This window comes from Curtobacterium sp. PhB136 (assembly GCF_004346855.1).
Taxonomy (GTDB): domain Bacteria; phylum Actinomycetota; class Actinomycetes; order Actinomycetales; family Microbacteriaceae; genus Curtobacterium.
In genome coordinates, this window is the sequence record NZ_SMGH01000011.1 from 60,158 (window position 1) to 80,571 (window position 20,414).

Sequence of the window (20,414 nt, forward strand, 5' to 3'; positions counted from 1 at the left end):
CGATGCGCGCCAGCACGTCGTGGGACCTCTGGACCACCACCGCCTCGGTCGTCCTCGACCACCGGGACCGCCGCCACCTCGCCGCCGCCGAGTCCTGCGTGCGCGAGGTCACCGCAGCCGTCGAGGCCGCGTGCAGCCGGTTCCGGCCGGACTCGGAACTGCTCGCGCGGGCCGGGGAGCTCGAGCGCGGCGCCGTGGTCAGCCCGCTCCTCGCCAGCCTCGTCCACCAGGCGCTCGACGCCGCCGAGACCACGTCCGGCGACGTCGACCCGACGCTCGGCGCCCGGATGGTGTCGCTCGGCTACGACGCAGCGTTCGCCGACGCCCGGGTCGTCCCGGAGCCCGCCGAACTCGCGGCGGCGCTCGACGGACGTCCGGCGTGGCGACGGGTGCTGCTCTCCGGGACCTTCCTGCGGGTGCCGCACGGCGTCGTCCTCGACCTCGGCGCGACGGCGAAGGCCGTGGCCGCCGACCTGGCCGCCGCGAGCGTCACCGCCCGGCTCGGCGTCGGCGTGCTCGTCGCGCTCGGCGGGGACGTCGCCACCGCCGGCCCGGAGCCGCGCGGCGGGTGGCAGGTGCGCGTGCGGGACCTGGACGACGACCCCGAGGACCGGATCACCCTCGGTGCCGGCTGGTCCGTGGCGACCTCGAGCACGCAGAAGCGCCGGTGGGAGCAGGACGGGACGGCCCGGCACCACATCCTCGACCCGCGCTGGGGACTCCCGGCGGACCCGGTGTGGCGGAGCGTCACGGTCGTCGCGCCGTCCTGTGTCGCCGCGAACACGATGACCACCGCGGCGGTGGTCCGTGGGCACCGGGCGCTGCCGATGCTCCGCGAGCACGGTGTCGCCGCCCGGCTCGTCGCCGCGGACGGCGAGGTCATCCGGATGGGCGGCTGGCCCGAGGAGCGCGAGGTCGCCTGAACGAGGCGCTGGCGGCCGCTCAGGGACTGTCGCTCAGTACCAGTGCGGGTTGACGCTCATCTCGTGGTTCCACGCGCCGCACGGGCTGCCGTAGGAGCTCTTGATGTAGGCCAGGCCCCAGTTGATCTGGGTGTTCTGGTTCGTCCGCCAGTCGGCTCCGGCGGCGGACATCTTGTTCGCCGGCAGGGACTGCGGGATGCCGTACGCACCGCTCGAGGAGTTCAGCGCGTTCGCCCGCCAGCCCGACTCCTGCGTCCACAGCGAGACGAGGCAGCCGTACTGGTCGTCGCCCCAGCCGTAGTTGCCGAGGACGCTCCGGGCGTAGGCCTTCGCCGCCGCCGGGTCCACCGTCACGCCGGCGGTGCTCGGGTAGGACGTCCCGGCGCTCGCGGAGCTCCCCGTGGTCGTGGTCGCGGCAGCCGATGCCTTCGCTTCCGCGGCCGCCTTCGCCGCCGCACGTTGTGCCGCAGCCTGGGCCGCGACCGCCTGCCCGACCTCGTACTGCTGCTCGGTCGCGGCGCTGGTGTCCTTGAGTGATGCCAGCTGCGCGTACAGCTCGTCGCTGTGGTCCTTGGTCGACGCGACGGCTGCGTCGGCGACCTGCTCCGCCGACTTCGCCTCGGCCGAACGTTCCTCGGCGGCCTGGGCGAGGGAGGCTCGCTCGGTCTCGGCGCGCTTCGCCTGGTCGTGCAGCGACGACGCGGTCTTCGCGGCGACGGACGCCTCGTCCATCACGCCCGCCCAGCTGCTCGAGAGCTGGTCGAGCGCGCCGAGCTGGTACAGCAGCTCGTCGGGGTCCTTCGCGGTCGCGATGCGCGTGGTCATCTGGTTCGTCGACCCGTCGCGGTACAGGTTGGCGGCGAGCTGTCCGGCACGCGTCTGTGCGCGCTTCGCGGTCGCCGACGCCTGGTCGGCCTGGGCCTGGAGGCTCGTGGCGGTCTGGGTGGCTTCACTCAGGTCCGCCTCGGCTGCGGTCGCCTTCGCGGATGCGTCGAGCGCGGCCTGCGACTTGGTCGCGGCCTCGGCCTGGGCGGACTGCAGCGCGGCCTGCACCTTGTCGACCTCGGCGGCCTTCGCCTGCTCGTTCCCCTTGGCCTTCTCGACGTCCTGCCAGCTCGGGTAGTCCGTCGCGCTCGCGGGGACGGCGGTCACGACGGGGGCGACGAGCGCACCGACGAGCACTGCGGCCGCGACGAGCACGCGTCTGACAGGGGATCGACGCATGGTCGAAGGCTATCGGGGACACGCCCGTTCGCCACCAGCCTCGCCGTCGATGCACCGCTGAATGCTAAAGTCGCGGTGTCTGGGGACCGTTTCCCGAGACGACACACAACATCGCACGCAGACCGGCACGAAGCTGGTCATCGGTGGTGGCATGCGGGCCGATCACGTCCCGACTGCTTCTACTGCTGGCCAGGCATGCGTTCCGCGTCGTGGAGCGCACGTGCACGCGTGTGCCCGAGGCCGGGTCTGCTGCATCACAGACGCAAGGAGGCATCCTCTTGGAGGGTCCCGAAATCAAGTTCGCTGAAGCGATCATCGACAACGGTCGCTACGGCACCAGGACGGTCCGGTTCGAGACCGGCCGTCTCGCGCAGCAGGCACAGGGTGCCGTCGCCGCGTACCTGGACGAAGAGACCATGCTGCTCTCGGCCACCAGCGCCGGCAAGCACCCGCGTGAGGGCTTCGACTTCTTCCCGCTGACGGTCGACGTCGAGGAGCGCTCGTACGCTGCCGGCAAGATCCCCGGCTCGTTCTTCCGTCGTGAAGGCCGCCCCTCGACCGAGGCGATCCTCGTCTGCCGTCTCATCGACCGGCCGCTGCGCCCGTCGTTCGTCGACGGCCTCCGCAACGAGGTCCAGATCGTCATCACCGTCCTGAGCATCGCTCCGGACGAGTTCTACGACGCGCTCGCGATCAACGCGGCATCGGCGTCCACGCAGATCTCCGGCCTGCCGTTCTCCGGCCCGATCGCCGGCGTGCGCCTCGCGCTCATCCCCGGCGCGAACGGCACCGACCAGTGGGTCGCGTTCCCGAAGGCGTCGCAGCTCGCTGACGCCGTCTTCGACCTCACCGTCGCCGGCCGTGTCGTCACGGACGAGGCGGGCAACGAGGACGTCGCCATCATGATGGTCGAGGCCGAGGCCACCGAGCACAGCTGGGACCTCATCCAGGGCGGCGCCACCAAGCCCGACGAGGCCGTCGTCGCGCAGGGTCTCGAGGCGGCGAAGCCGTTCCTCAAGGTCCTCGTCGAGGCGCAGGCGAAGATGGCCGCGCAGTCGGCCAAGGAGATCCAGGACTACCCGGTCTTCCCGCCGTACGCCCCCGAGGTCTACGACGCGGTCGAGGCCATCGCCCTCGCCGAGCTCGGCGACGTCTACAAGATCGCCGGCAAGCTCGAGCGCCAGGACGCGGACGACGCCCTCAAGGCCCGCGTCAAGGAGGCCATCGCCGCCAAGGTGACGGCCGGCGAGCTCCCCGAGAGCGCCAACGGCCAGGTCAGCGGCGCCTACAAGTCGGTCACGAAGAAGGTCGTCCGCGGCCGCATCCTGACCGAGCAGATCCGCATGGACGGCCGCGGCCTCGCCGACATCCGTCCGCTCGACGCCGAGGTCGCCGTGATCCCGCGCGTCCACGGTTCGGCGATCTTCCAGCGCGGCGAGACCCAGATCCTGGGCGTCACCACGCTGAACATGCTCAAGATGGAGCAGCAGATCGACTCGCTGTCGCCCGTCACGAAGAAGCGTTACCTGCACCACTACAACTTCCCGCCCTACTCGACCGGCGAGACCGGCCGCGTGGGTTCGCCGAAGCGTCGCGAGATCGGGCACGGCTTCCTCGCCGAGCGCGCCCTCGTGCCGGTGCTGCCCTCGCGCGAGGAGTTCCCCTACGCGATCCGTCAGGTGTCCGAGGCCCTCGGCTCCAACGGCTCGACGTCGATGGGCTCCGTCTGCGCCTCGACCCTGTCGCTCCTCAACGCCGGTGTGCCCCTCAAGGCACCGGTCGCGGGCATCGCGATGGGCCTCGTCTCCGACACCGTCGACGGCCAGACCCGCTACGCGGCGCTGACCGACATCCTCGGTGCCGAGGACGCACTCGGCGACATGGACTTCAAGGTCGCCGGTACCTCGGAGTTCGTCACCGCGATCCAGCTCGACACCAAGCTCGACGGCATCCCGTCGTCGGTGCTCGACGCCGCGCTGAAGCAGGCCAAGGAAGCCCGTTCGGCCATCCTCGGTGTCCTCACCGAGGCGATCGACGCCCCCGACGAGATGGCGGACACCGCGCCGCGTGTCATCTCCGTGCAGATCCCCGTCGACAAGATCGGCGAGCTGATCGGCCCGAAGGGCAAGACGATCAACGGCATCCAGGACGAGACCGGTGCCGACATCTCCATCGAGGACGACGGCACCGTCTACATCGGCGCCGTCGACGGTCCGTCGGCCGAGGCGGCTCGCGCCCAGGTCAACGCGATCGCGAACCCGACCAACCCGGAGATCGGGGACCAGTTCCTCGGCACCGTCGTGAAGATCGCCACCTTCGGCGCCTTCGTGTCGCTGCTCCCGGGTCGCGACGGTCTGCTCCACGTCTCCGAGGTGCGCAAGCTCGCCGGTGGCAAGCGTGTGGAGAACGTCGAGGACGTCCTCGGCGTCGGCCAGAAGATCCTGGTCGAGGTCACCAAGGTCGACGACCGCGGCAAGCTCTCGCTCGCGCCGGTCGTGGCGGACGAGGTCGACGTCGAGGGCGGCGCGGGTCACGAGACCCACGCCACCGCGCCGGCCGAGGGCTGAACCCAGCCAGTCGCCTGACAGCACGAACGGCCGTCGCCCCCTCAGGGCGGCGGCCGTTCCGCGTGTGCGGGCTCAGGCGGCGGGGGTCTCCTGCGTGCCCATCAGGACGGCGCGGGCGAGCAGGTGGTCGCGGAGCATGAACCCGACGACCGCGGGGGTCGCGTCGACGGGGACCTCGAGCAGCGGGACCTCGAGGGCGCTCAGCGTGAAGAAGTACCGGTGTGAGCCGTGTCCGGCGGGCGGTGCGGCCCCGAGGAACGTGTCCGAACCGAACTCGTTGTGACGTCGGAGTGCGGCGGCCGGCAACAGGGCGTCGTCGGTCCCGGCACCGGCGGGGAGCGAGGTCACGTCACCGGGGATGTCGGACACGGCCCAGTGCCAGAAGCCGGAGCCGGTCGGGGCGTCGGGGTCGTACACGGTGAGCACGTAGCTCTGGGTGCCCTCCGGTGCGCCGGACCACGTCAGTTCGGGGGAACGGTCCTCGCCGCCGACGTCGGAGCCGCGTGCGGAGGTGGGCAGCTCGCCCCCGTCGGTGAACTCGGGGCTGGTCAGGGTGAAGGTGGGCACCTCGGGGAGGCGCCAGAGCGGGTCGTTGGCCATGCACCCAGGCAACCACCCGTCCCCTGGGGGCGACCGGGACGGCGTCCCGGTCGCCCCCAGGGGACGACCGAGACGGCGTCCCGCGGCCGAGATCGCAGGACCTGTCGCGTCTGACGGTGCCGGGCGACAGATGGCGCGATCTCAGCGAGCGTGCGCGTGCCCTGGGGGCGGACGGGAGGCCCGGTGCCAGCTGGCACCCTTCCCTCGCAGGCTCGGTCGGCGCGCCCCGCGCAACGCTTCGCGTTGCCGCTGAGCGGGGCGCGCCCGTCCGGTCGTGGTCGCGGGACACGTCGTTGGTGCGCCGCCGAGATCGCGATCCGTGTCGGGTCCGCCGCGGCGGAGCGACAGATGGTGCGATCTCAGCGGGAGCGCACGACGCGCGCGACGCGCGCGGCGCGCGGCGCGCGGCGCGCGGCGCGCGGTCGAGACCGGCGGATCAGGCGGGGCCGGTCGCGCTGCCGGGGTTGCCGCTCGCGACGATGGCGCCGTTCACGCCCTCGGGGAAGAAGCCGCCCTTGTCGATCTGGTTCGGGTTGAGGAACACGATGTTGAGCACGCGTTCCGCGGTGCGGCCGTACGCGAGCGAGTTCGCGTCGGTCGGGACGAAGTTCACCGCGCCGGCCCTGGTCGTGATGCCCTGGTCGTCGTCGGTGCCGCCGTCGAGGGAGTCGCGGGCGTCGGAGATCTTGTTCGCCGGCACCTGCAGTCCCTTGTCGTAGAGCTTCGAGCGGATGATGCCGGCGTGGTAGGCCTCCACCGCGAGGATCCCCGCGGCGGCGCTGAGGTACGTCTTGCTGGTGATCAGCGGCGCCGCACCCTTGTAGGCGGTGACCCCGACGTCCTCGAACACGTACGCGCCGAGCAGGAAGTTCTCCTCGCTCGCGAAGGGGTCGAACCTGCCGGTCGGCCCGACGACCCCGGCGGCCCGGGCGGCCGCGGTGAAGCTGTTCGTGAAGTCGATCTTCGGCCGGGCCACCGCGGCGCCGCCGAGCGCGGACCGGAGGAACGCGACGTGCGCCCGCTCGTCGTTCGCGATCTCGGTCGCGATGCCCCTGATGGCGGGGGTCTTGAACGGGACCCGGCGGCCGCCGACGACCGGCCCCTGGGGGTCGATGCCGCCGGTCATGCTGGCGGCGAGGCCGGTGCCGAAGACGGCGCGGAGGTAGAACTCGGCCTCGAGGTACTCGAGGTTGAGCGCGAAGTTCAGGATGGCGGCGTCGGACACGGCGCCGTCCTCCTGCGGGGTGGCGACGGCGGGAGCGGCGGAGAGCACCGAGGTGCCGAGCGCGGCGAGGCCGGCTGAGGCGCCGGCGACACCGGCGGCTGCGAAGAAGCGTCGGCGGTCGAGAGCGTTCTCGGCGCTCCGGTCGACGGCATGGCGGATGAAGGCGTTGTCGAACATCGTTGTCCTCGAGTCGTGCTGGCAGCACTGAGGTCCCGCCGACGCTGCAGGGAAACGGGTCGACGGGATCGCGATCGGCGGGTTGGTCGATCGTGCGCGTCAAGCTACCCCCGAAGAGGGGGCATCACCAGGGGTGCGCGGAAAGCGGCGGTCGGCCTGCTCGGCAGGCGCGCTCAGCCCGTTCGCTCAGCCGGCGAGGACGCGCTCGGCGACCCGGCCGAGCGCCGCCGTCGCGGCGATCGCATCGCCCGCGTACGCGCCGGACATCGCGCCGTCCCGGGCGAGCATGAGCTCGTCCGCGCCGTCGCCGGGCAGCGGGTGACCCGCTTCCTGCAGGAGGTCGGCGAGGCGCTCGGTGTACCAGTCGCGGTGGCTCGCGACGACTTCGCGCACGGGGTCGCGCGGGTCGTGGTACTCCGCCGCGGCGTTGAGGAACGCGCAACCGCGGAAACCGGGCTCGTGCACCTCGTCCGCGACGGCGGTGACCCAGGACCGGACGGCCTGCGCGGGGGAGTCGGCGTCGGCGATGAGTCGCTCGAAGCGGTCCTGCACGTGGTCGTGCTGCGCCCGGATGTAGGCGAGGATCAGGTTGTCCTTCGACCCGTAGTGCTTGTAGAACGTCGCCTTCGTGACGCTCGCCTCGGAGATGAGGCGGTCGACGCCGACGCTGTGGATGCCCTCTTCGTAGAACAGCCGCGTTGCCGTCTCGAGGATCCGGACCTTCGCGCCGCCGGGACGGGGAGCCGGGGGGAGGCTCGACCCGTCCGGCGACGGAAGGTTCGGATCGCTCGGTCCAAGGAGACGCTGGACGGCCGGTTGGGGGGAATCGACCGTCACAGCGTGGCTCTCCTTGGGACTCATCGGCTCCGCGGCTGAGCGGGGGGACTCGTGCCGCCGAGGACTGATGTCCCGAGCCACCGGATCGGAATCTAGGGGGACTACCGATCCGGCATGCACGACTGTAGCACAAGGAGGACAGACAGACGAGTCGGTCTGTCCTCAATTTCTGTACCCCACTTCGAGGCACAGTCCAGATGCTGGATGAGGCACCCCGGAGAGTCAGTAGGCTCGATGGCGATGAACCACCCAGTGCCGTTGCCCCTCCAGGCCCCGGACACGTCGTTCCTGACGTCCGGGGGATCCTTCGTCCGCCGTTCCGTCCTCCCGTCGGGCGTCCGCGTGCTGACCGAGGCCGTTCCGGCGTCCCACTCGACGAGCATCGGCTACTGGGTCGGGGTCGGCTCCCGCGACGAACGCGAAGGCCAGTTCGGCTCCACGCACTTCCTCGAACACCTGCTGTTCAAGGGCACGACCACGCGCAGCGCACTCGACATCGCCGTCGCGTTCGACTCCGTCGGTGGCGAGCACAACGCCGCGACCGCCAAGGAGTACACCTGCTACTACGCCCGCGTCCGCGACGCAGACGTCCCGATGGCCGTCCGGGTGATCGGTGACATGGTGACCAACTCGGTGCTCGAGCCGCAGGCGTTCGACATCGAGCGCGGGGTCATCCTCGAAGAACTCGCGATGGCCGCGGACGACCCGGCCGACCTCGCCGGAGAAGCGTTCTTCGCCTCCGCCTTCGAGGGGCACGCCCTCGGCCGTCCGATCGGCGGCACCCCGGAGAGCATCCGTGCTGTGCAGCGCGACGAGGTGATGGCGCACTACGCCGAGCACTACGCGCCGAGCGGGCTGGTCATCACCGCCGCCGGCGCCGTCGACCACGACCGCTTCTGCGCCCTCGTCGAAGAGGTCTTCCAGAACGCCGACAAGGCGGCCCCGGTCGCGCGGCGCACCGCGAAGCCCGTCGCCGACCGCGCCGCCGAACAGCTCACGGTCGTGCACCGCCCCACCGAGCAGGTCAGCATGCTGCGCGGCTCGCAGGGCCTCGACCTCCGTGACGAACGCCGCCCCGTGCTGAGCGTGCTGAACGCCGTCCTCGGCGGGGGCATGAGCTCCCGGCTCTTCCAGGAGGTCCGCGAGCGCCGCGGTCTCGCCTACGCGGTGTCGTCCTTCGCACCTGCCTACCTCGACAACGGCGCCTTCGGGGTCTACGCGGGCTGCGCCCCGGACAACGTCGTCGGTGTGATGGACATCGTCGACGCCGAGTTCGAGCGGATGGTCGACTCGGGCATCACGGACGACGAGCTGCGTCGCGCCAAGGGCCAGATCGAGGGCGCGCTGACGCTCTCGCTCGAGGACTCGGACGCCCGGATGACCCGCCTCGGTCGCGCCGAGCTCGGCACCGGCGAGTTCACCGATCTCGACACCGCCCTCCAGCGGGTCGACCGGGTCTCCAGGGGCGACGTGCTCGACCTGGCACGTGACCTCCTGACCCGCCCGAAGATCACCGCGGTCGTCGGGGACGTCGAGCGCGCGGCTCTCGAGAGCGCGATCGGCATCGGCGGTTGATGCGGGAGATGTCGCACTACCTCTACCTCGTGCGCCACGGCGAGCACCAGGACGCTGAGCACGGCCTCCGCGACGGCAAGCTGTCCGAGCGCGGCAAGCGGCAGTCCATGCTCATCGCCGACCGGCTCGGCGGGGTGCCCTTCGACGGCGTCTACCACTCGCCGCTCGACGCGCCGACCGAGACCGCGTCGTTCCTGGCGCAGCGACTGCCGGCGATCCAGCCGGAGCCGTCGACGCTGCTCTTCGACTGCATCCCGTCCGGTCCCACCCCGGACATGCCGACCGCGTACAAGAAGTTCTACGGCGGGATCACCGAGGAGGAGATCATCGCCGGGCAGGCCCAGATGGGCGACGCCGTCGCGGAGTGGTTCACCCCGGCCATGCAGGACCGGCACGACCTGATCATCACGCACAACGCCGTGATCGGGTGGTTCGTGCGAGAGGTCTTCCAGGCGCCGGAGTGGCGCTGGATGGGCACGAACGTCGCACACACGGCGCTGACGGTGATCCGGATCCGGTCCGCGAAGCCCGCCGAGCTCGTGACGCTCAACGACACGGCGCACCTGCCGGTCGAGCTGCGGACGGGGCTGCCGGTCGCCCAGCCGGTCTAGGGACGCTGCCCGACGGGTCTGCGGTACCAGGCGGTCGCGTTCGGGTTGTCGTTGAAGGGGTCGACGCGGGCGTAGCCGCGGCTGCGGTACATCGCGCCGGCCGCGACGAGGGAGTCGTTCGTGTCGAGCACGATCGCCGTCGCCCCGAGTGCGGCACCCGCGCGTTCGAGTTCGTCCATGACCGCCGTCGCGACCCCGCGGCCGCGGCCCGCCGGCGAGACGAACACGTGCTTGACCTCGAACCGGACGTCGTCGCCGTCGTCCGTGATGCGCCGGAGTCCGCCGCAGCCGATCGGGACGCCGTCCGGGTCGTACGCCACGACGAACACCCCCCGCGGCGGCGTGAACTCCACCGCCGGCGTGCGCTTCCGGGAGTACGTCCCCTGCGCGCTCGGGAACGTCGCCTCGCGCTCGTCGAGGTAGGCGTCGAGGAGCGCATCGACCTCGGGCAGGTCCGCCGGGACGGTGCGCACGGTGACCGGGGTGCGATCGATGGTCATGCGTCGATCCTAGGATGGAGCGCATGGTCACTCCCGTCGCCGTCGTCGGCGCCACCGGTCGACTCGGGGGCCTCGTCGCCGCCGTGGTCGAGGAACTGCCGGGCTTCGAGCTCGTCGCGAGCCTGTCGTCGAAGGACGGCGCGCACGAAGCCGGTCCGTCGGTGTTCAACGGTGCCGCGGTCGTCGTCGACGTGACGGTCCCGGCGCTCAGCCCGGCGATCGTCTCGAACGCGCTGGAGAGCGGCGCGAACGTGCTGGTCGGCACCTCCGGCTGGTCGGCGAGTCGGTTGGCATCGCTCAGGACCGCGCTCGCGGAACGGCCGGAGCAGGGGGCCTTCGTCGTCCCGAACTTCTCGATCGGATCCGTCCTCGGCACGCACCTGGCCACGATCGCCGCGCCGTGGTTCCCGGCGATCGAGATCATCGAGACGCACCACGCCGGCAAGATCGACTCCCCGTCCGGCACCGCGGTGCGCACTGCGGAGCTCATCTCCGAGGCGCGCCGGGTCGTCGGCCCCGTCGACGCCCCGCACGTCGACCAGCGCGCCCGTGGGCAGCAGGTCGCGAGCGTGCCGATCCACTCGCTGCGACTGCCCGGCGTGAAGGCCGTGCAGGACGTGGTGCTGAGTGGCCCGGGGGAGACGCTGACGATCCGGCACGACACCAACGACGACATCGCCTACGCGCCGGGCATCCGCGCCGCACTGTCCGCGGTCGTCGACCTCCGCGGCATCACCGTCGGGCTCGGCTCCGTGCTCGGCATCGGCTGACCGTGGGGATCCGCTCGCCGTTCTGGGGCGCAGCCCTGATGACGGTGCTGCTCGCGCTGTACATCGTGCTCGTCGGCCAGCGCGCCGTCGCCTTCATCGCCACGGGTCTGGCGATCGGCATCGCCATCGGTGTCGCGCTGTTCGTGATCGCGGTCATCGGGGCACTGCTGCTCGTGCTCGAGTTCCGGTTCGGGCTGCGGATCACGCGTCTCGGTGCCCGGCTCGAACGCGAAGGCGGCACACCCGGTGACGTCGTCCCCGTCCGTCCGTCGGGGCGGCCGGACCGGGCCGCCGCGGACGAGCTGTTCCCGCAGTACAAGGCCGCGGTCGAGGCGGCGCCGGACGACTGGCGCGCGTGGTTCCGGCTCGGGGTCGTCTACGACGCCGCGGGGGACCGGAAGCGGGCCCGGGCGGCGATGCGGACCGCGCTGACGCACGCGCGCTAGAAGACCGCGTCGACCGCGTCCTCGGCGCGTGTGTACCGGAACGTGTACCCGGACTCCAGGAGCTTCGTCGGCACCATCTGCTGACTCGACAGGAGCATCTCGTCAGCGGCCTCCCGCAGCAGCGTCTTCAGCGCGAACTCCGGGATCCGGAACACGTACGGCCGGTGCAGGTCCTCGGCGACGCGCTTCGTGATGCGGTCGGCGACGGCGGGCTCCGGTCCCGCGAGGTTCACCGGTCCGGTGACCTCCGTGGCACCCGGTGCGGTCGCGAGGTGCACGATCGCCCCCACCTCGTCCTCGAGCGCGATCCACGGCCAGTGCTGTCCGCCGGTGCCGAGCCGACCGCCGAGGCCGAACTTCGTGAGCGGGATGAGCGGAGCCAGCGCGCCGCCGCCCTGCCCGATGACGATCCCGGTGCGCAGGGTCACGACGCGCACCCCGTCCGGCGCCTGGTTCGCCGCTGCTTCCCACGCGGTGCAGACCTCGGCGAGGAACCCGGACCCCGCTGCGGCGTCGTCCTGCAACACGTCCGACGGACGGTCGCCGTAGACGCCGGACGCGGAGCCGGAGAGGAACAGTCGCGGCGGGGTGCTCGCGTGCCGCATGGCCTCGACCAGGGTGTCGGTCGCGTCGATGCGGGAGCGCTCGATCTCCTGCTTGGAGGAGTCGGTCCACGGCAGCTTGCCGATGTTCGCACCGGCGAGGTTGATCACGACGTCCGCGCCGTCGAGCACGGCCGGGTCGAGCGGGCGGCTGCCCGGCGCCCAGCGGAACTCGGTGGGGGAGTGCGGTTCGCGCCGCACCAGGGTCGAGACGTGGTGCCCGGCGTCGCGCAGCGCGCGCACCAGGGGGGTCCCGATGAAGCCGGACGCGCCGGCCACCAGGATCGAGAGCGGCTGTTCCGCCATGTGGGCCTCCTTGGCAGCAACGGTACGCATCCGGACTGGAGGCCCGGGGTACGCCGCGCAGGTCGGCTCGCCAGTGTGGGTGGTCCCGTTTAGGCTTCTGCCGTGACCGACACTGCGACCGTCCAGCCCGACGCCACCGTTGCCACCCCGTACGAAGACCTGCTCCGCCGCGTCCTCACCGAGGGTGCTCCGAAGGGCGACCGCACCGGGACCGGCACCCGCAGTGTCTTCGGCGCGCAGCTCCGCTACGACCTGTCCGAGGGCTTCCCGCTCATCACCACGAAGCGCGTGCACTTCAAGTCGATCGCGTACGAACTCCTCTGGTTCCTCCGCGGCGACGGCAACGCCACCTGGCTGCAGGAGCACGGCGTCCGGATCTGGAACGAGTGGGCTGACGAGTCCGGCGACCTCGGTCCGGTGTACGGCGTGCAGTGGCGCTCATGGCCGACGCCCTCGGGGGAGCACGTCGACCAGATCGCCCAGGTGATCGAGCAGATCAAGTCGAACCCGGACTCCCGCCGGCTGATCGTCTCGGCGTGGAACGTCGCGGACATCCCGGACATGGCGCTCGCCCCGTGTCACGCGTTCTTCCAGTTCTTCGTCAACGACGGCAAGCTCTCGTGCCAGCTCTACCAGCGGAGCGCGGACATGTTCCTCGGCGTCCCGTTCAACATCGCCTCGTACGCGCTCCTGACGCACATGATCGCGGCGCAGACCGGGCTCGAGGTCGGCGACTTCGTCTGGACCGGCGGTGACTGCCACATCTACGACAACCACGTCGCGCAGGTCGAGGAGCAGCTCTCCCGCACGCCGTACGCGCCGCCGACGCTGGAGATCGCGCCGCGCGACTCCATCGACGACTACGTGTACGAGGACTTCGAGGTCGTCGGGTACCACCACCACCCGGCGATCAAGGGCGCGGTCGCCGTCTGATGCCGACCGAACCCTGGTCGGAACCCATCCGCGGAGTCGGGATGGTCTGGGCGCGGTCGACCGGCGGGGTCATCGGCGCGGACGGCGGGATGCCGTGGCACGTCCCGGAAGACCTGGCGCACTTCCGGCAGGTCACCGGCTCCGGCACCGTCGTGATGGGTCGGCGCACCTGGGACTCGCTCCCGCCGCGCTTCCGACCCCTGCCCGGCCGCCGCAACGTCGTCCTGACCCGTGACGAGTCGTGGACGGCCGAGGGCGCCGAGGTCGTGCACGACCTGGCGACGGCGCTCGACACCGACGAACCCGTGTGGATCATCGGCGGTGGCCAGGTCTACGCGGCCGCGCTGCCGTTCGCGGACCGGGTGTCCGAGACCGTGATCGACACGGACGTCCCCGGCGACACGACCGCGCCGGCGATCGGCGACCAGACCGACACCTGGCAGGTCGTCGACGACGGCGCCTGGCAGGAGTCCCGCAACGGCGGCGTCCGCTACCGCTTCGTCGAGTGGCGACGCCGCGCCTGAGACGCGCCCGCACGCCGGTCGCCACCGGCGTGACGGGGCCGCACCGGGCCTCCCGTCCGACCACCGTCCATCCGGACGGCCGAACCGGTCCGCATCCCCGGTACGCTGGTGCCCGTGTCCCCGCGTGAGAATCCCTTCGGTCAGGTCCTCGTCGCCCTCGTGACCCCGTTCACCGCTGACGGCGAAGTGGACTGGCCCGGCGTCGAGCAGCACATCGACGACTGCATCACCGCCGGCGCCGACGGCATCGTCGTCACCGGCACCACGGGTGAGACCTCGACGCTCACCGACCCGGAGAAGCTCCGCCTGGTCGAGGTCGGCAAGTCCGTCGCCGGCGGCCGCGCGAAGATCATCACGGGCGGTGGCTCGAACGAGACCGCGCACGCGATCCACCTCTACAAGCAGAGCGAGAAGGCCGGCGCCGACGGTGTGATGATCGTCACGCCGTACTACAACAAGCCGACGCAGTCGGGCGTGCTGACGCACTTCCGGATGATCGCCGACGCCACCGACCTGCCGGTGATCCTCTACGACATCCCCGGCCGTACCGGCATCCCGATCACGTACGAGACCATCGTGCGGGCCTCGCACCACCCGAACATCCTCGCCGTGAAGGACGCGAAGGGCGACTTCGCCGAGGTGTCCCGCGTGCTGAACAACACCGACCTGATGTACTTCTCCGGCGACGACACCAACGTGCTCCCGCACCTCTCGATCGGCGCCACCGGGCTCATCGGCGTGACGGCCAACATCACCAGCACGCCGTACCGCACGATCATCGACGCCGTGAACGTCGGGGACCTCGCCACGGCCACCCGCGAGCACCAGCGCATCGAGCCGCTCGTGCGCGCCGTGATGACCCACGTGCCCGGCACCGTCGCGGCGAAGTACATCCTGCACGGGCTCGGCCGCATCGGCAGCCCGCGCGTCCGTCTGCCGCTCGTCGGCCCGGAGGACTCCGAGGCGTACGCCATCGAGACCTCCCTCGAAGCGGTGCACGGGATCCCCGGCGCCGACTTCTCCAACTTCCGCCCGGACCGCAACGCGGCCGCCGGCGGTGCGCTTCCGAAGGTGCCAGGCACCACCCGTTGATCGACCGCGGCGCGCGGGATCGCGCGCCGCCGAAGCAGTCAGGACCGAATGCCCACGCAAGTCTCCGAACCCCAGCCCCTCGAGCCGGGCACCCTCCGCGTCATCCCGATCGGTGGCCTCGGCGAGATCGGTCGCAACATGACCGTCTACGAGTACGAGGGCAAGCTCCTCATCGTCGACGCCGGCGTCCTCTTCCCCGAAGAGCACCAGCCGGGCGTCGACCTGATCCTGCCGGACTTCGCGCCGATCCGGGACCGCCTCGACGACGTCCTCGGCGTCGTGCTCACGCACGGCCACGAGGACCACATCGGCGCCGTCCCCTACCTGCTGAAGCTCCGCGACGACATCCCGCTGATCGGCTCCACGCTGACCCTGGCCCTCGTCGAGGCGAAGCTCAAGGAACACCGGATCAAGCCGTACACGCTGGTCGTCGCCGAGGACCAGACCGAGCAGCTCGGCCCGTTCCACCTCGAGTTCGTCGCGGTGAACCACTCCATCCCGGACGCCCTCGCCGTCGCCATCACGACCCCCGCCGGTCGTGTGCTGCACACGGGCGACTTCAAGATGGACCAGCTCCCGCTCGACGACCGCATCACCGACCTCCGCGCCTTCGCGCGCCTCGGTGAAGCCGGTGTCGACCTGTTCCTGCCGGACTCCACGAACGCCGACGTGCCGGGCTTCACCGCCCCCGAGCGCGACATCGGACCCGTGCTCGAGAACATCATCATGCGCGCCCGCAAGAAGGTCGTCGTCGCGAGCTTCTCCTCGCACGTGCACCGCGTGCAGCAGGTCCTCGACGCCGCGGCCGCCGCGAACCGCAAGGTCGCGTTCATGGGCCGCTCGATGATCCGCAACATGACGATCGCCGCCGACCTCGGGTACCTCCGCGTGCCGGAGAACGTGCTCATCGACACGAAGAAGGCCAAGAACGTCCCGGACGACCAGATCGTCTACATGTCGACCGGGTCCCAGGGCGAGCCGATGGCCGTCCTGGCGCGCATGGCGAACCTCGAGCACCAGATCGAGATCGGCGAGGGCGACACGGTCATCCTGGCGTCGAGCCTCATCCCGGGCAACGAGAACGCCGTGTACCGCGTGATCGACGGGCTCACCAAGCTCGGCGCGAAGGTCGTGCACAAGGGCAACGCGAAGGTGCACGTCTCCGGACACGCCTCCGCCGGCGAGCTCCTCTACTGCTACAACATCCTGCGGCCGCGGAACGTCCTGCCCGTGCACGGCGAGCACCGCCACCTGTACGCCAACGCGGACCTCGCGATCCAGACCGGGGTGCCGCCGCGTAACGTCATCCTCGGGCAGGACGGCATCGTCGTCGACCTGAAGGACGGCGTCGTGAACGTCGCCGGGCAGCTCGACATCGGGTACGTCTACGTCGACGGGTCGACCGTCGGCGAGATCACCGACGCCGACCTCAAGGACCGCCGCGTCCTCGCCGAAGAGGGCTTCATCTCCGTCTTCTGCGCCGTGGACTTCGCCACCGGCCAGTGCGTGATCGGCCCGGAGATCCAGTCGCGCGGCTTCGCCGAGGACGATTCCGTCTTCGACGACGTCCGCCCGCAGATCGCGCGTGCGCTGGCCGACGCGGCCGGCAACGGCACGCGGGACCAGCACGCGTTCAGCCAGGTGGTCCGTCGGACCGTCGGCCGGTGGGTCAACACGAAGCACCGTCGTCGCCCGATGATCGTCCCGGTGATCATCGAGGCGTAGCGCTCGGCTGCTGCTGTCGGCTGTCGGCTGTCGGCTGTCGGCCTGGAGGCCCGTCCCACGTCCGTCTCGGACGTGCGGCGGGCCTCCTGCCGTTGTCCACAGCCGTGCGCGCCTCCCCGGGAACGTCCCCAGGTGGCGTTAGGGTTCTGCCCATGGCCGGAGGCACCAAGTCGACCACGCGCTCGCGCGCGTCCTCGTCGTCCCGCGGAAGCGGGTCGCGTCCTTCGTCGCGCACCCAGGCCACCACGAAGAAGCTCCCGCAGGCAGCCCCCGCGGTGGAGTTCAGCGGGCAGAACCCGCTGGTCACCGCCTGGCTCGCGATGGCGCACGGCGTCGGCGCGATGTTCCGGCTCCTCGGCAAGGAGTCCCTCGAGAAGGACCAGCGCCGCGACGGCTTCCCGTTCTTCCTGTTCGTGCTGGCGATCGCCGGCGCCGTGGTGGAGTGGCTGAACCCGACGAACGCCGTCTCGATCGCGCTCGACGCGTACACGTTCGGCGGACTGTTCGGCCGGTTGGCGTTCGCGCTCCCGGTGATCATGGTCGTGTTCGCCGGCTGGCTGTTCCGGCACCCGGCGTCCGTGCACGACAACACCCGGATCGGGATCGGGCTGGGACTCCTCCTCGTCTCGATCTCCTCGCTCTGCCACGTCTTCGGCGGGCAGCCGAGCGCCTCGGACGGCATGCCGGCCCTCGCCGCTGCCGGCGGCGTGATCGGCTGGGTCGTCATCGGCTGGCTGGTGGCCGTCGCGACCGCGTGGATCGCCGTCCCGGTCGCGATCGTGCTCCTGGTGCTCTCGCTCTTCATCATCACGAAGACCCCGCCGAACAAGGTCGGTCGTCGGCTGCACGAGCTCTACGCGTACCTGTTCGGCGCCCCGGCACCCGCGGCCGAGCCGGAGCCGGACACGGCAGCACCCGCCGCCACGAAGCCGTCGCGGAAGCGCGCCAACAAGACCGACTCGCAGGGCCTGCAGCTGTTCGAGGACCTCGGCTTCGGCGAGGACGGGGACGAACCGGCGGAAGGTGCCGCGGAAGGCAACATCCCCTGGTGGCGCCGGAACAAGTCCGGGCGCGAAGAAGACCCCGCGTACGACAGCCCCGTCATCCCGGCGGCGAACGCCGGCGCTCCGTCCGCGGCACCGTCCCCGAACGCTGGGGCGGCGGCCGGGCTGATCGACCACACGCCGGCCGAACCGGCATCGGTGAACCTCAACGACTCCACGGGTCTCGGCGGCTCTGCAGGCCTCGACGACGCTGCGGGTCTCGGCGGCTCCGCTGAGACCGAGGTCGCGGCCGACCTCGAGCGCGCCGAGCAGGCCCTCCGCGACTTCGGCGCGCCGGTGCCGGACGACGCGACCGCGGTGATCCGTCCGAGTGGTGGCGTCCCTGCGGTCGTCTCCCCGAGCCTCCCGGCCGACCCCGTGGACGACGTGACGGGCGCGGCGGACGAACCCGACGACCTCCCCGCGGCAGGCGCTGCGGACGACCCCTCCCGCCCGTACCGCCTCCCCGCGGCCACCACGCTGAGCTCGGGGACCCCATCCGTCGCGCGCAGCCAGGCGAACGACGACATCGTCGCGGCGATCACCGGCGTGCTCACCGAGTTCAAGGTCGACGCGAAGGTCACCGGCTTCTCGCGTGGCCCGACAGTGACGCGCTACGAGATCGAACTCGGCCCGGGTGTCAAGGTCGAGCGCGTCACGGCACTCTCGAAGAACCTGTCGTACGCGGTCGCCTCGAACGAGGTCCGGATCCTCTCCCCGATCCCGGGCAAGAGCGCCATCGGCGTCGAGATCCCGAACACGGACCGTGAGATCGTCTCCCTCGGCGACGTCCTCCGCTCGAACGCGGCGCGGAAGTCCAAGCACCCGATGACCATCGGCGTCGGCAAGGACGTCGAGGGCGGCTTCGTCGTCGCGAACCTCGCGAAGATGCCGCACCTGCTCGTCGCCGGCTCCACCGGTTCCGGCAAGTCGGTGTTCATCAACTCGATGATCACGTCGCTGCTGATGCGTGCGAAGCCGTCCGAGGTCCGCATGGTCCTCGTCGACCCGAAGCGCGTCGAGCTCTCGATCTACGCCGGTGTCCCGCACCTGATCACCCCCATCATCACGAACCCGAAGAAGGCGGCGGAAGCGCTGCAGTGGGTCGTGAAGGAGATGGACATGCGGTACGACGACCTCGCGTCGTTCGGGTTCCGGCACGTCGACGACTTCAACAAGGCGATCGAGAACAACGAGATCGTGCTGCCGGCGGGCAGCGAACGGAAGCTCAAGCCGTACCCGTACCTGCTGGTCGTGGTGGACGAGCTCGCCGACCTCATGCTCGTCGCCCCGCGCGACGTCGAGGAGTCGATCGTCCGCATCACCCAGCTCGCCCGCGCCGCCGGCATCCACCTGGTCCTCGCGACGCAGCGCCCGTCGGTCGACGTCATCACGGGTCTGATCAAGGCCAACGTCCCGTCGCGGATCGCGTTCGCCGTCACGAGCGTCACCGACTCCCGGGTCATCCTCGACCAGCCGGGCGCCGACAAGCTGATCGGGCAGGGCGACGGGCTCTTCCTGCCGATGGGCTCCTCGAAGGCCGTGCGCGTCCAGGGTGCCTGGGTGCAGGAGAGCGAGGTCGCGGAGGTCGTCCAGCACGTCACCCGGCAGGCCCAGCCCGAGTACCGGCAGGACGTCGCCGCGGTGGTCGAGCGCAAGGAGATCGACGCGGACATCGGCGACGACCTCGAGCTGCTGCTCGCCGCCGTCGAGCAGGTCGTGTCGACCCAGTTCGGCTCGACGTCGATGCTGCAGCGGAAGCTCCGCGTCGGGTTCGCGAAGGCCGGACGCCTGATGGACCTGATGGAGTCCCGCGACATCGTCGGTCCGTCCGAGGGCTCCAAGGCCCGCGACGTGCTCGTCACGACCGATCAGCTGCCGTCGGTGCTCGCGAAGCTCCGCGGCGAAGAGCCCCCCGCGCCCGCCGCTCCGGCAGCCCCGGCCGCCGGCCCGGCCACAGCAGGCCCGTCGGACGGCGGGGACCGCTACGGTGCCGACCCGGTGGGGGAGATGACCCGCGGGTACGATGAAGTCGAGGACGAACCGGACGAGGACGCCTGGGGCCTCACCGGCAGGGAGTGAACACGATGACCGCCTCGGAAGGCACCAACACGAAGCGGTTCCCGTGGCGCGGACGGCTGATCCGCAAGGGTCCGGGTCCCGCGTCGACGGCGAACGTCGCGAACATCATCACCGTCATCCGCATCCTGATGGCGCCGCTGTTCTTCGTGCTGCTCCTGTCGGACGCCGGCCACGACGGCCCCGTCCGGATCTGGGCGGCGGTGATCTTCGTCGTGGCGATCGTCACCGACAGCGCGGACGGCATCATCGCGCGTCGGCAGGACCTCGTCACGGACTTCGGCAAGCTCGTCGACCCGATCGCCGACAAGGTGCTCATCGGTGGTGCCCTGGTGGCGCTCTCGATCCTCGGCGAACTGCCCTGGTACGTGACCGTCCTGATCATGGTGCGGGAGATCGGCATCACGGTGTTCCGGTTCGCGGTGCTGTCCGACCGCGTCATCCCGGCCAGCCGCGGCGGCAAGATCAAGACCGTGCTGCAGGCCGTCGCGATCACGCTCGCGCTCTTCCCGTGGTGGAACTTCGCCGGCGACTTCGCGCACTGGACCAACGGCATCCTGATGACCGCGGCGTTCATCGCCACCGTCCTGAGCGGCCTGGACTACCTCTGGCAGGCGTGGAAGCACAACCGGACCGCCGCGTGAACGGAGCCTCC

Annotated in this window: 18 protein-coding genes; 12 read left to right on the forward strand and 6 right to left on the reverse strand. The window is 71.0% G+C overall.

What is annotated here, in order from left to right; genetic code table 11:
* Nucleotides 1-2 precede the first annotated feature (2 nt).
* Nucleotides 3-923 (forward strand): FAD:protein FMN transferase, encoded by a 921-nt coding sequence (locus EDF27_RS18275; protein WP_132050576.1) that lies wholly within the window; start codon nucleotides 3-5, stop codon nucleotides 921-923.
* 33 nt (nucleotides 924-956) lie between these two features.
* Here the strand turns inward: EDF27_RS18275 and EDF27_RS18280 are convergent, their stop codons facing one another.
* Entirely contained in the window at nucleotides 957-2,147 is a 1,191-nt protein-coding gene (locus tag EDF27_RS18280; RefSeq protein ID WP_132050389.1) for a hypothetical protein, read from the reverse strand.
* A gap of 278 nt (nucleotides 2,148-2,425) precedes the next feature.
* Here EDF27_RS18280 and EDF27_RS18285 point away from each other — a divergent pair, with 278 nt between their 5' ends.
* Nucleotides 2,426-4,714 carry a polyribonucleotide nucleotidyltransferase gene (locus EDF27_RS18285; RefSeq protein WP_123702784.1) on the forward strand — a complete coding sequence of 763 codons (2,289 nt, stop codon included), beginning with the start codon at nucleotides 2,426-2,428 and terminating at the stop codon, nucleotides 4,712-4,714.
* 72 nt (nucleotides 4,715-4,786) lie between these two features.
* On the opposite strand, the gene EDF27_RS18290 is transcribed toward EDF27_RS18285, so the two are convergent.
* From EDF27_RS18290 to EDF27_RS18300, 3 genes are all read right to left on the reverse strand, one after another.
* On the reverse strand, nucleotides 4,787-5,314 hold the full coding sequence (locus tag EDF27_RS18290; RefSeq protein ID WP_132050391.1) for a YbhB/YbcL family Raf kinase inhibitor-like protein: 528 nt from the start codon (nucleotides 5,312-5,314) through the stop codon (nucleotides 4,787-4,789).
* A 436-nt stretch (nucleotides 5,315-5,750) separates the two neighbouring features.
* Nucleotides 5,751-6,716: a ferritin-like domain-containing protein gene (locus tag EDF27_RS18295; RefSeq protein ID WP_132050393.1), complete on the reverse strand. Its 966-nt coding sequence runs from the start codon at nucleotides 6,714-6,716 to the stop codon at nucleotides 5,751-5,753.
* Between the two features lie 186 nt (nucleotides 6,717-6,902).
* Nucleotides 6,903-7,553: a TetR/AcrR family transcriptional regulator gene (locus EDF27_RS18300; RefSeq protein ID WP_185017162.1), complete on the reverse strand. Its 651-nt coding sequence runs from the start codon at nucleotides 7,551-7,553 to the stop codon at nucleotides 6,903-6,905.
* Nucleotides 7,554-7,793: 240 nt separating this feature from the next.
* On the opposite strand from EDF27_RS18300, the gene EDF27_RS18305 reads away from it, so the two are divergent.
* Together EDF27_RS18305 and EDF27_RS18310 are read left to right on the forward strand one after the other, a co-directional pair.
* Nucleotides 7,794-9,128 carry a pitrilysin family protein gene (locus EDF27_RS18305; RefSeq protein WP_132050395.1) on the forward strand — a complete coding sequence of 445 codons (1,335 nt, stop codon included), beginning with the start codon at nucleotides 7,794-7,796 and terminating at the stop codon, nucleotides 9,126-9,128.
* 8 nt (nucleotides 9,129-9,136) lie between these two features.
* Nucleotides 9,137-9,739, forward strand: coding sequence for a histidine phosphatase family protein (locus tag EDF27_RS18310; RefSeq protein WP_123653899.1), 603 nt, complete (start codon nucleotides 9,137-9,139; stop codon nucleotides 9,737-9,739).
* Here the strand turns inward: EDF27_RS18310 and EDF27_RS18315 are convergent.
* Complete coding sequence (locus EDF27_RS18315) at nucleotides 9,736-10,239, reverse strand: GNAT family N-acetyltransferase (protein WP_123702778.1); 504 nt, start codon at nucleotides 10,237-10,239, stop codon at nucleotides 9,736-9,738. The genes EDF27_RS18310 and EDF27_RS18315 overlap by 4 nt on opposite strands.
* 23 nt (nucleotides 10,240-10,262) lie before the next feature.
* On the opposite strand from EDF27_RS18315, the gene dapB reads away from it, so the two are divergent.
* Together dapB and EDF27_RS18325 are read left to right on the forward strand one after the other, a co-directional pair.
* Nucleotides 10,263-11,009: a 4-hydroxy-tetrahydrodipicolinate reductase gene (gene dapB, locus EDF27_RS18320; protein WP_132050397.1), complete on the forward strand. Its 747-nt coding sequence runs from the start codon at nucleotides 10,263-10,265 to the stop codon at nucleotides 11,007-11,009.
* A gap of 38 nt (nucleotides 11,010-11,047) precedes the next feature.
* On the forward strand, nucleotides 11,048-11,455 hold the full coding sequence (locus EDF27_RS18325; RefSeq protein WP_123703455.1) for a tetratricopeptide repeat protein: 408 nt from the start codon (nucleotides 11,048-11,050) through the stop codon (nucleotides 11,453-11,455).
* On the opposite strand, the gene EDF27_RS18330 is transcribed toward EDF27_RS18325, so the two are convergent.
* Nucleotides 11,452-12,363, reverse strand: coding sequence for a TIGR01777 family oxidoreductase (locus tag EDF27_RS18330; RefSeq protein WP_132050399.1), 912 nt, complete (start codon nucleotides 12,361-12,363; stop codon nucleotides 11,452-11,454). The genes EDF27_RS18325 and EDF27_RS18330 overlap by 4 nt on opposite strands.
* 102 nt (nucleotides 12,364-12,465) lie before the next feature.
* Here EDF27_RS18330 and EDF27_RS18335 point away from each other — a divergent pair, with 102 nt between their 5' ends.
* The 6 genes from EDF27_RS18335 to pgsA all read left to right on the forward strand — a co-directional run bounded on the left by EDF27_RS18335 (nucleotide 12,466) and on the right by pgsA (nucleotide 20,403).
* On the forward strand, nucleotides 12,466-13,296 hold the full coding sequence (locus tag EDF27_RS18335; protein WP_132050401.1) for a thymidylate synthase: 831 nt from the start codon (nucleotides 12,466-12,468) through the stop codon (nucleotides 13,294-13,296).
* Complete coding sequence (locus EDF27_RS18340) at nucleotides 13,296-13,820, forward strand: dihydrofolate reductase (RefSeq protein WP_132050403.1); 525 nt, start codon at nucleotides 13,296-13,298, stop codon at nucleotides 13,818-13,820. Before EDF27_RS18335 ends, EDF27_RS18340 begins: the two co-directional genes overlap by 1 nt.
* A 114-nt stretch (nucleotides 13,821-13,934) precedes the next feature.
* Entirely contained in the window at nucleotides 13,935-14,912 is a 978-nt protein-coding gene (gene dapA / locus EDF27_RS18345) for a 4-hydroxy-tetrahydrodipicolinate synthase (protein ID WP_132050405.1), read from the forward strand.
* A gap of 48 nt (nucleotides 14,913-14,960) precedes the next feature.
* A complete protein-coding gene (locus tag EDF27_RS18350; RefSeq protein WP_123656391.1) occupies nucleotides 14,961-16,637 on the forward strand; it encodes a ribonuclease J in 1,677 nt (558 codons plus the stop codon).
* Nucleotides 16,638-16,789: 152 nt separating this feature from the next.
* Nucleotides 16,790-19,762 carry a DNA translocase FtsK gene (locus tag EDF27_RS18355; protein WP_123702770.1) on the forward strand — a complete coding sequence of 991 codons (2,973 nt, stop codon included), beginning with the start codon at nucleotides 16,790-16,792 and terminating at the stop codon, nucleotides 19,760-19,762.
* On the forward strand, nucleotides 19,759-20,403 hold the full coding sequence (pgsA, locus tag EDF27_RS18360; protein ID WP_123656393.1) for a CDP-diacylglycerol--glycerol-3-phosphate 3-phosphatidyltransferase: 645 nt from the start codon (nucleotides 19,759-19,761) through the stop codon (nucleotides 20,401-20,403). The genes EDF27_RS18355 and pgsA overlap by 4 nt, the downstream gene beginning before the upstream one ends.
* Nucleotides 20,404-20,414 lie beyond the last annotated feature (11 nt).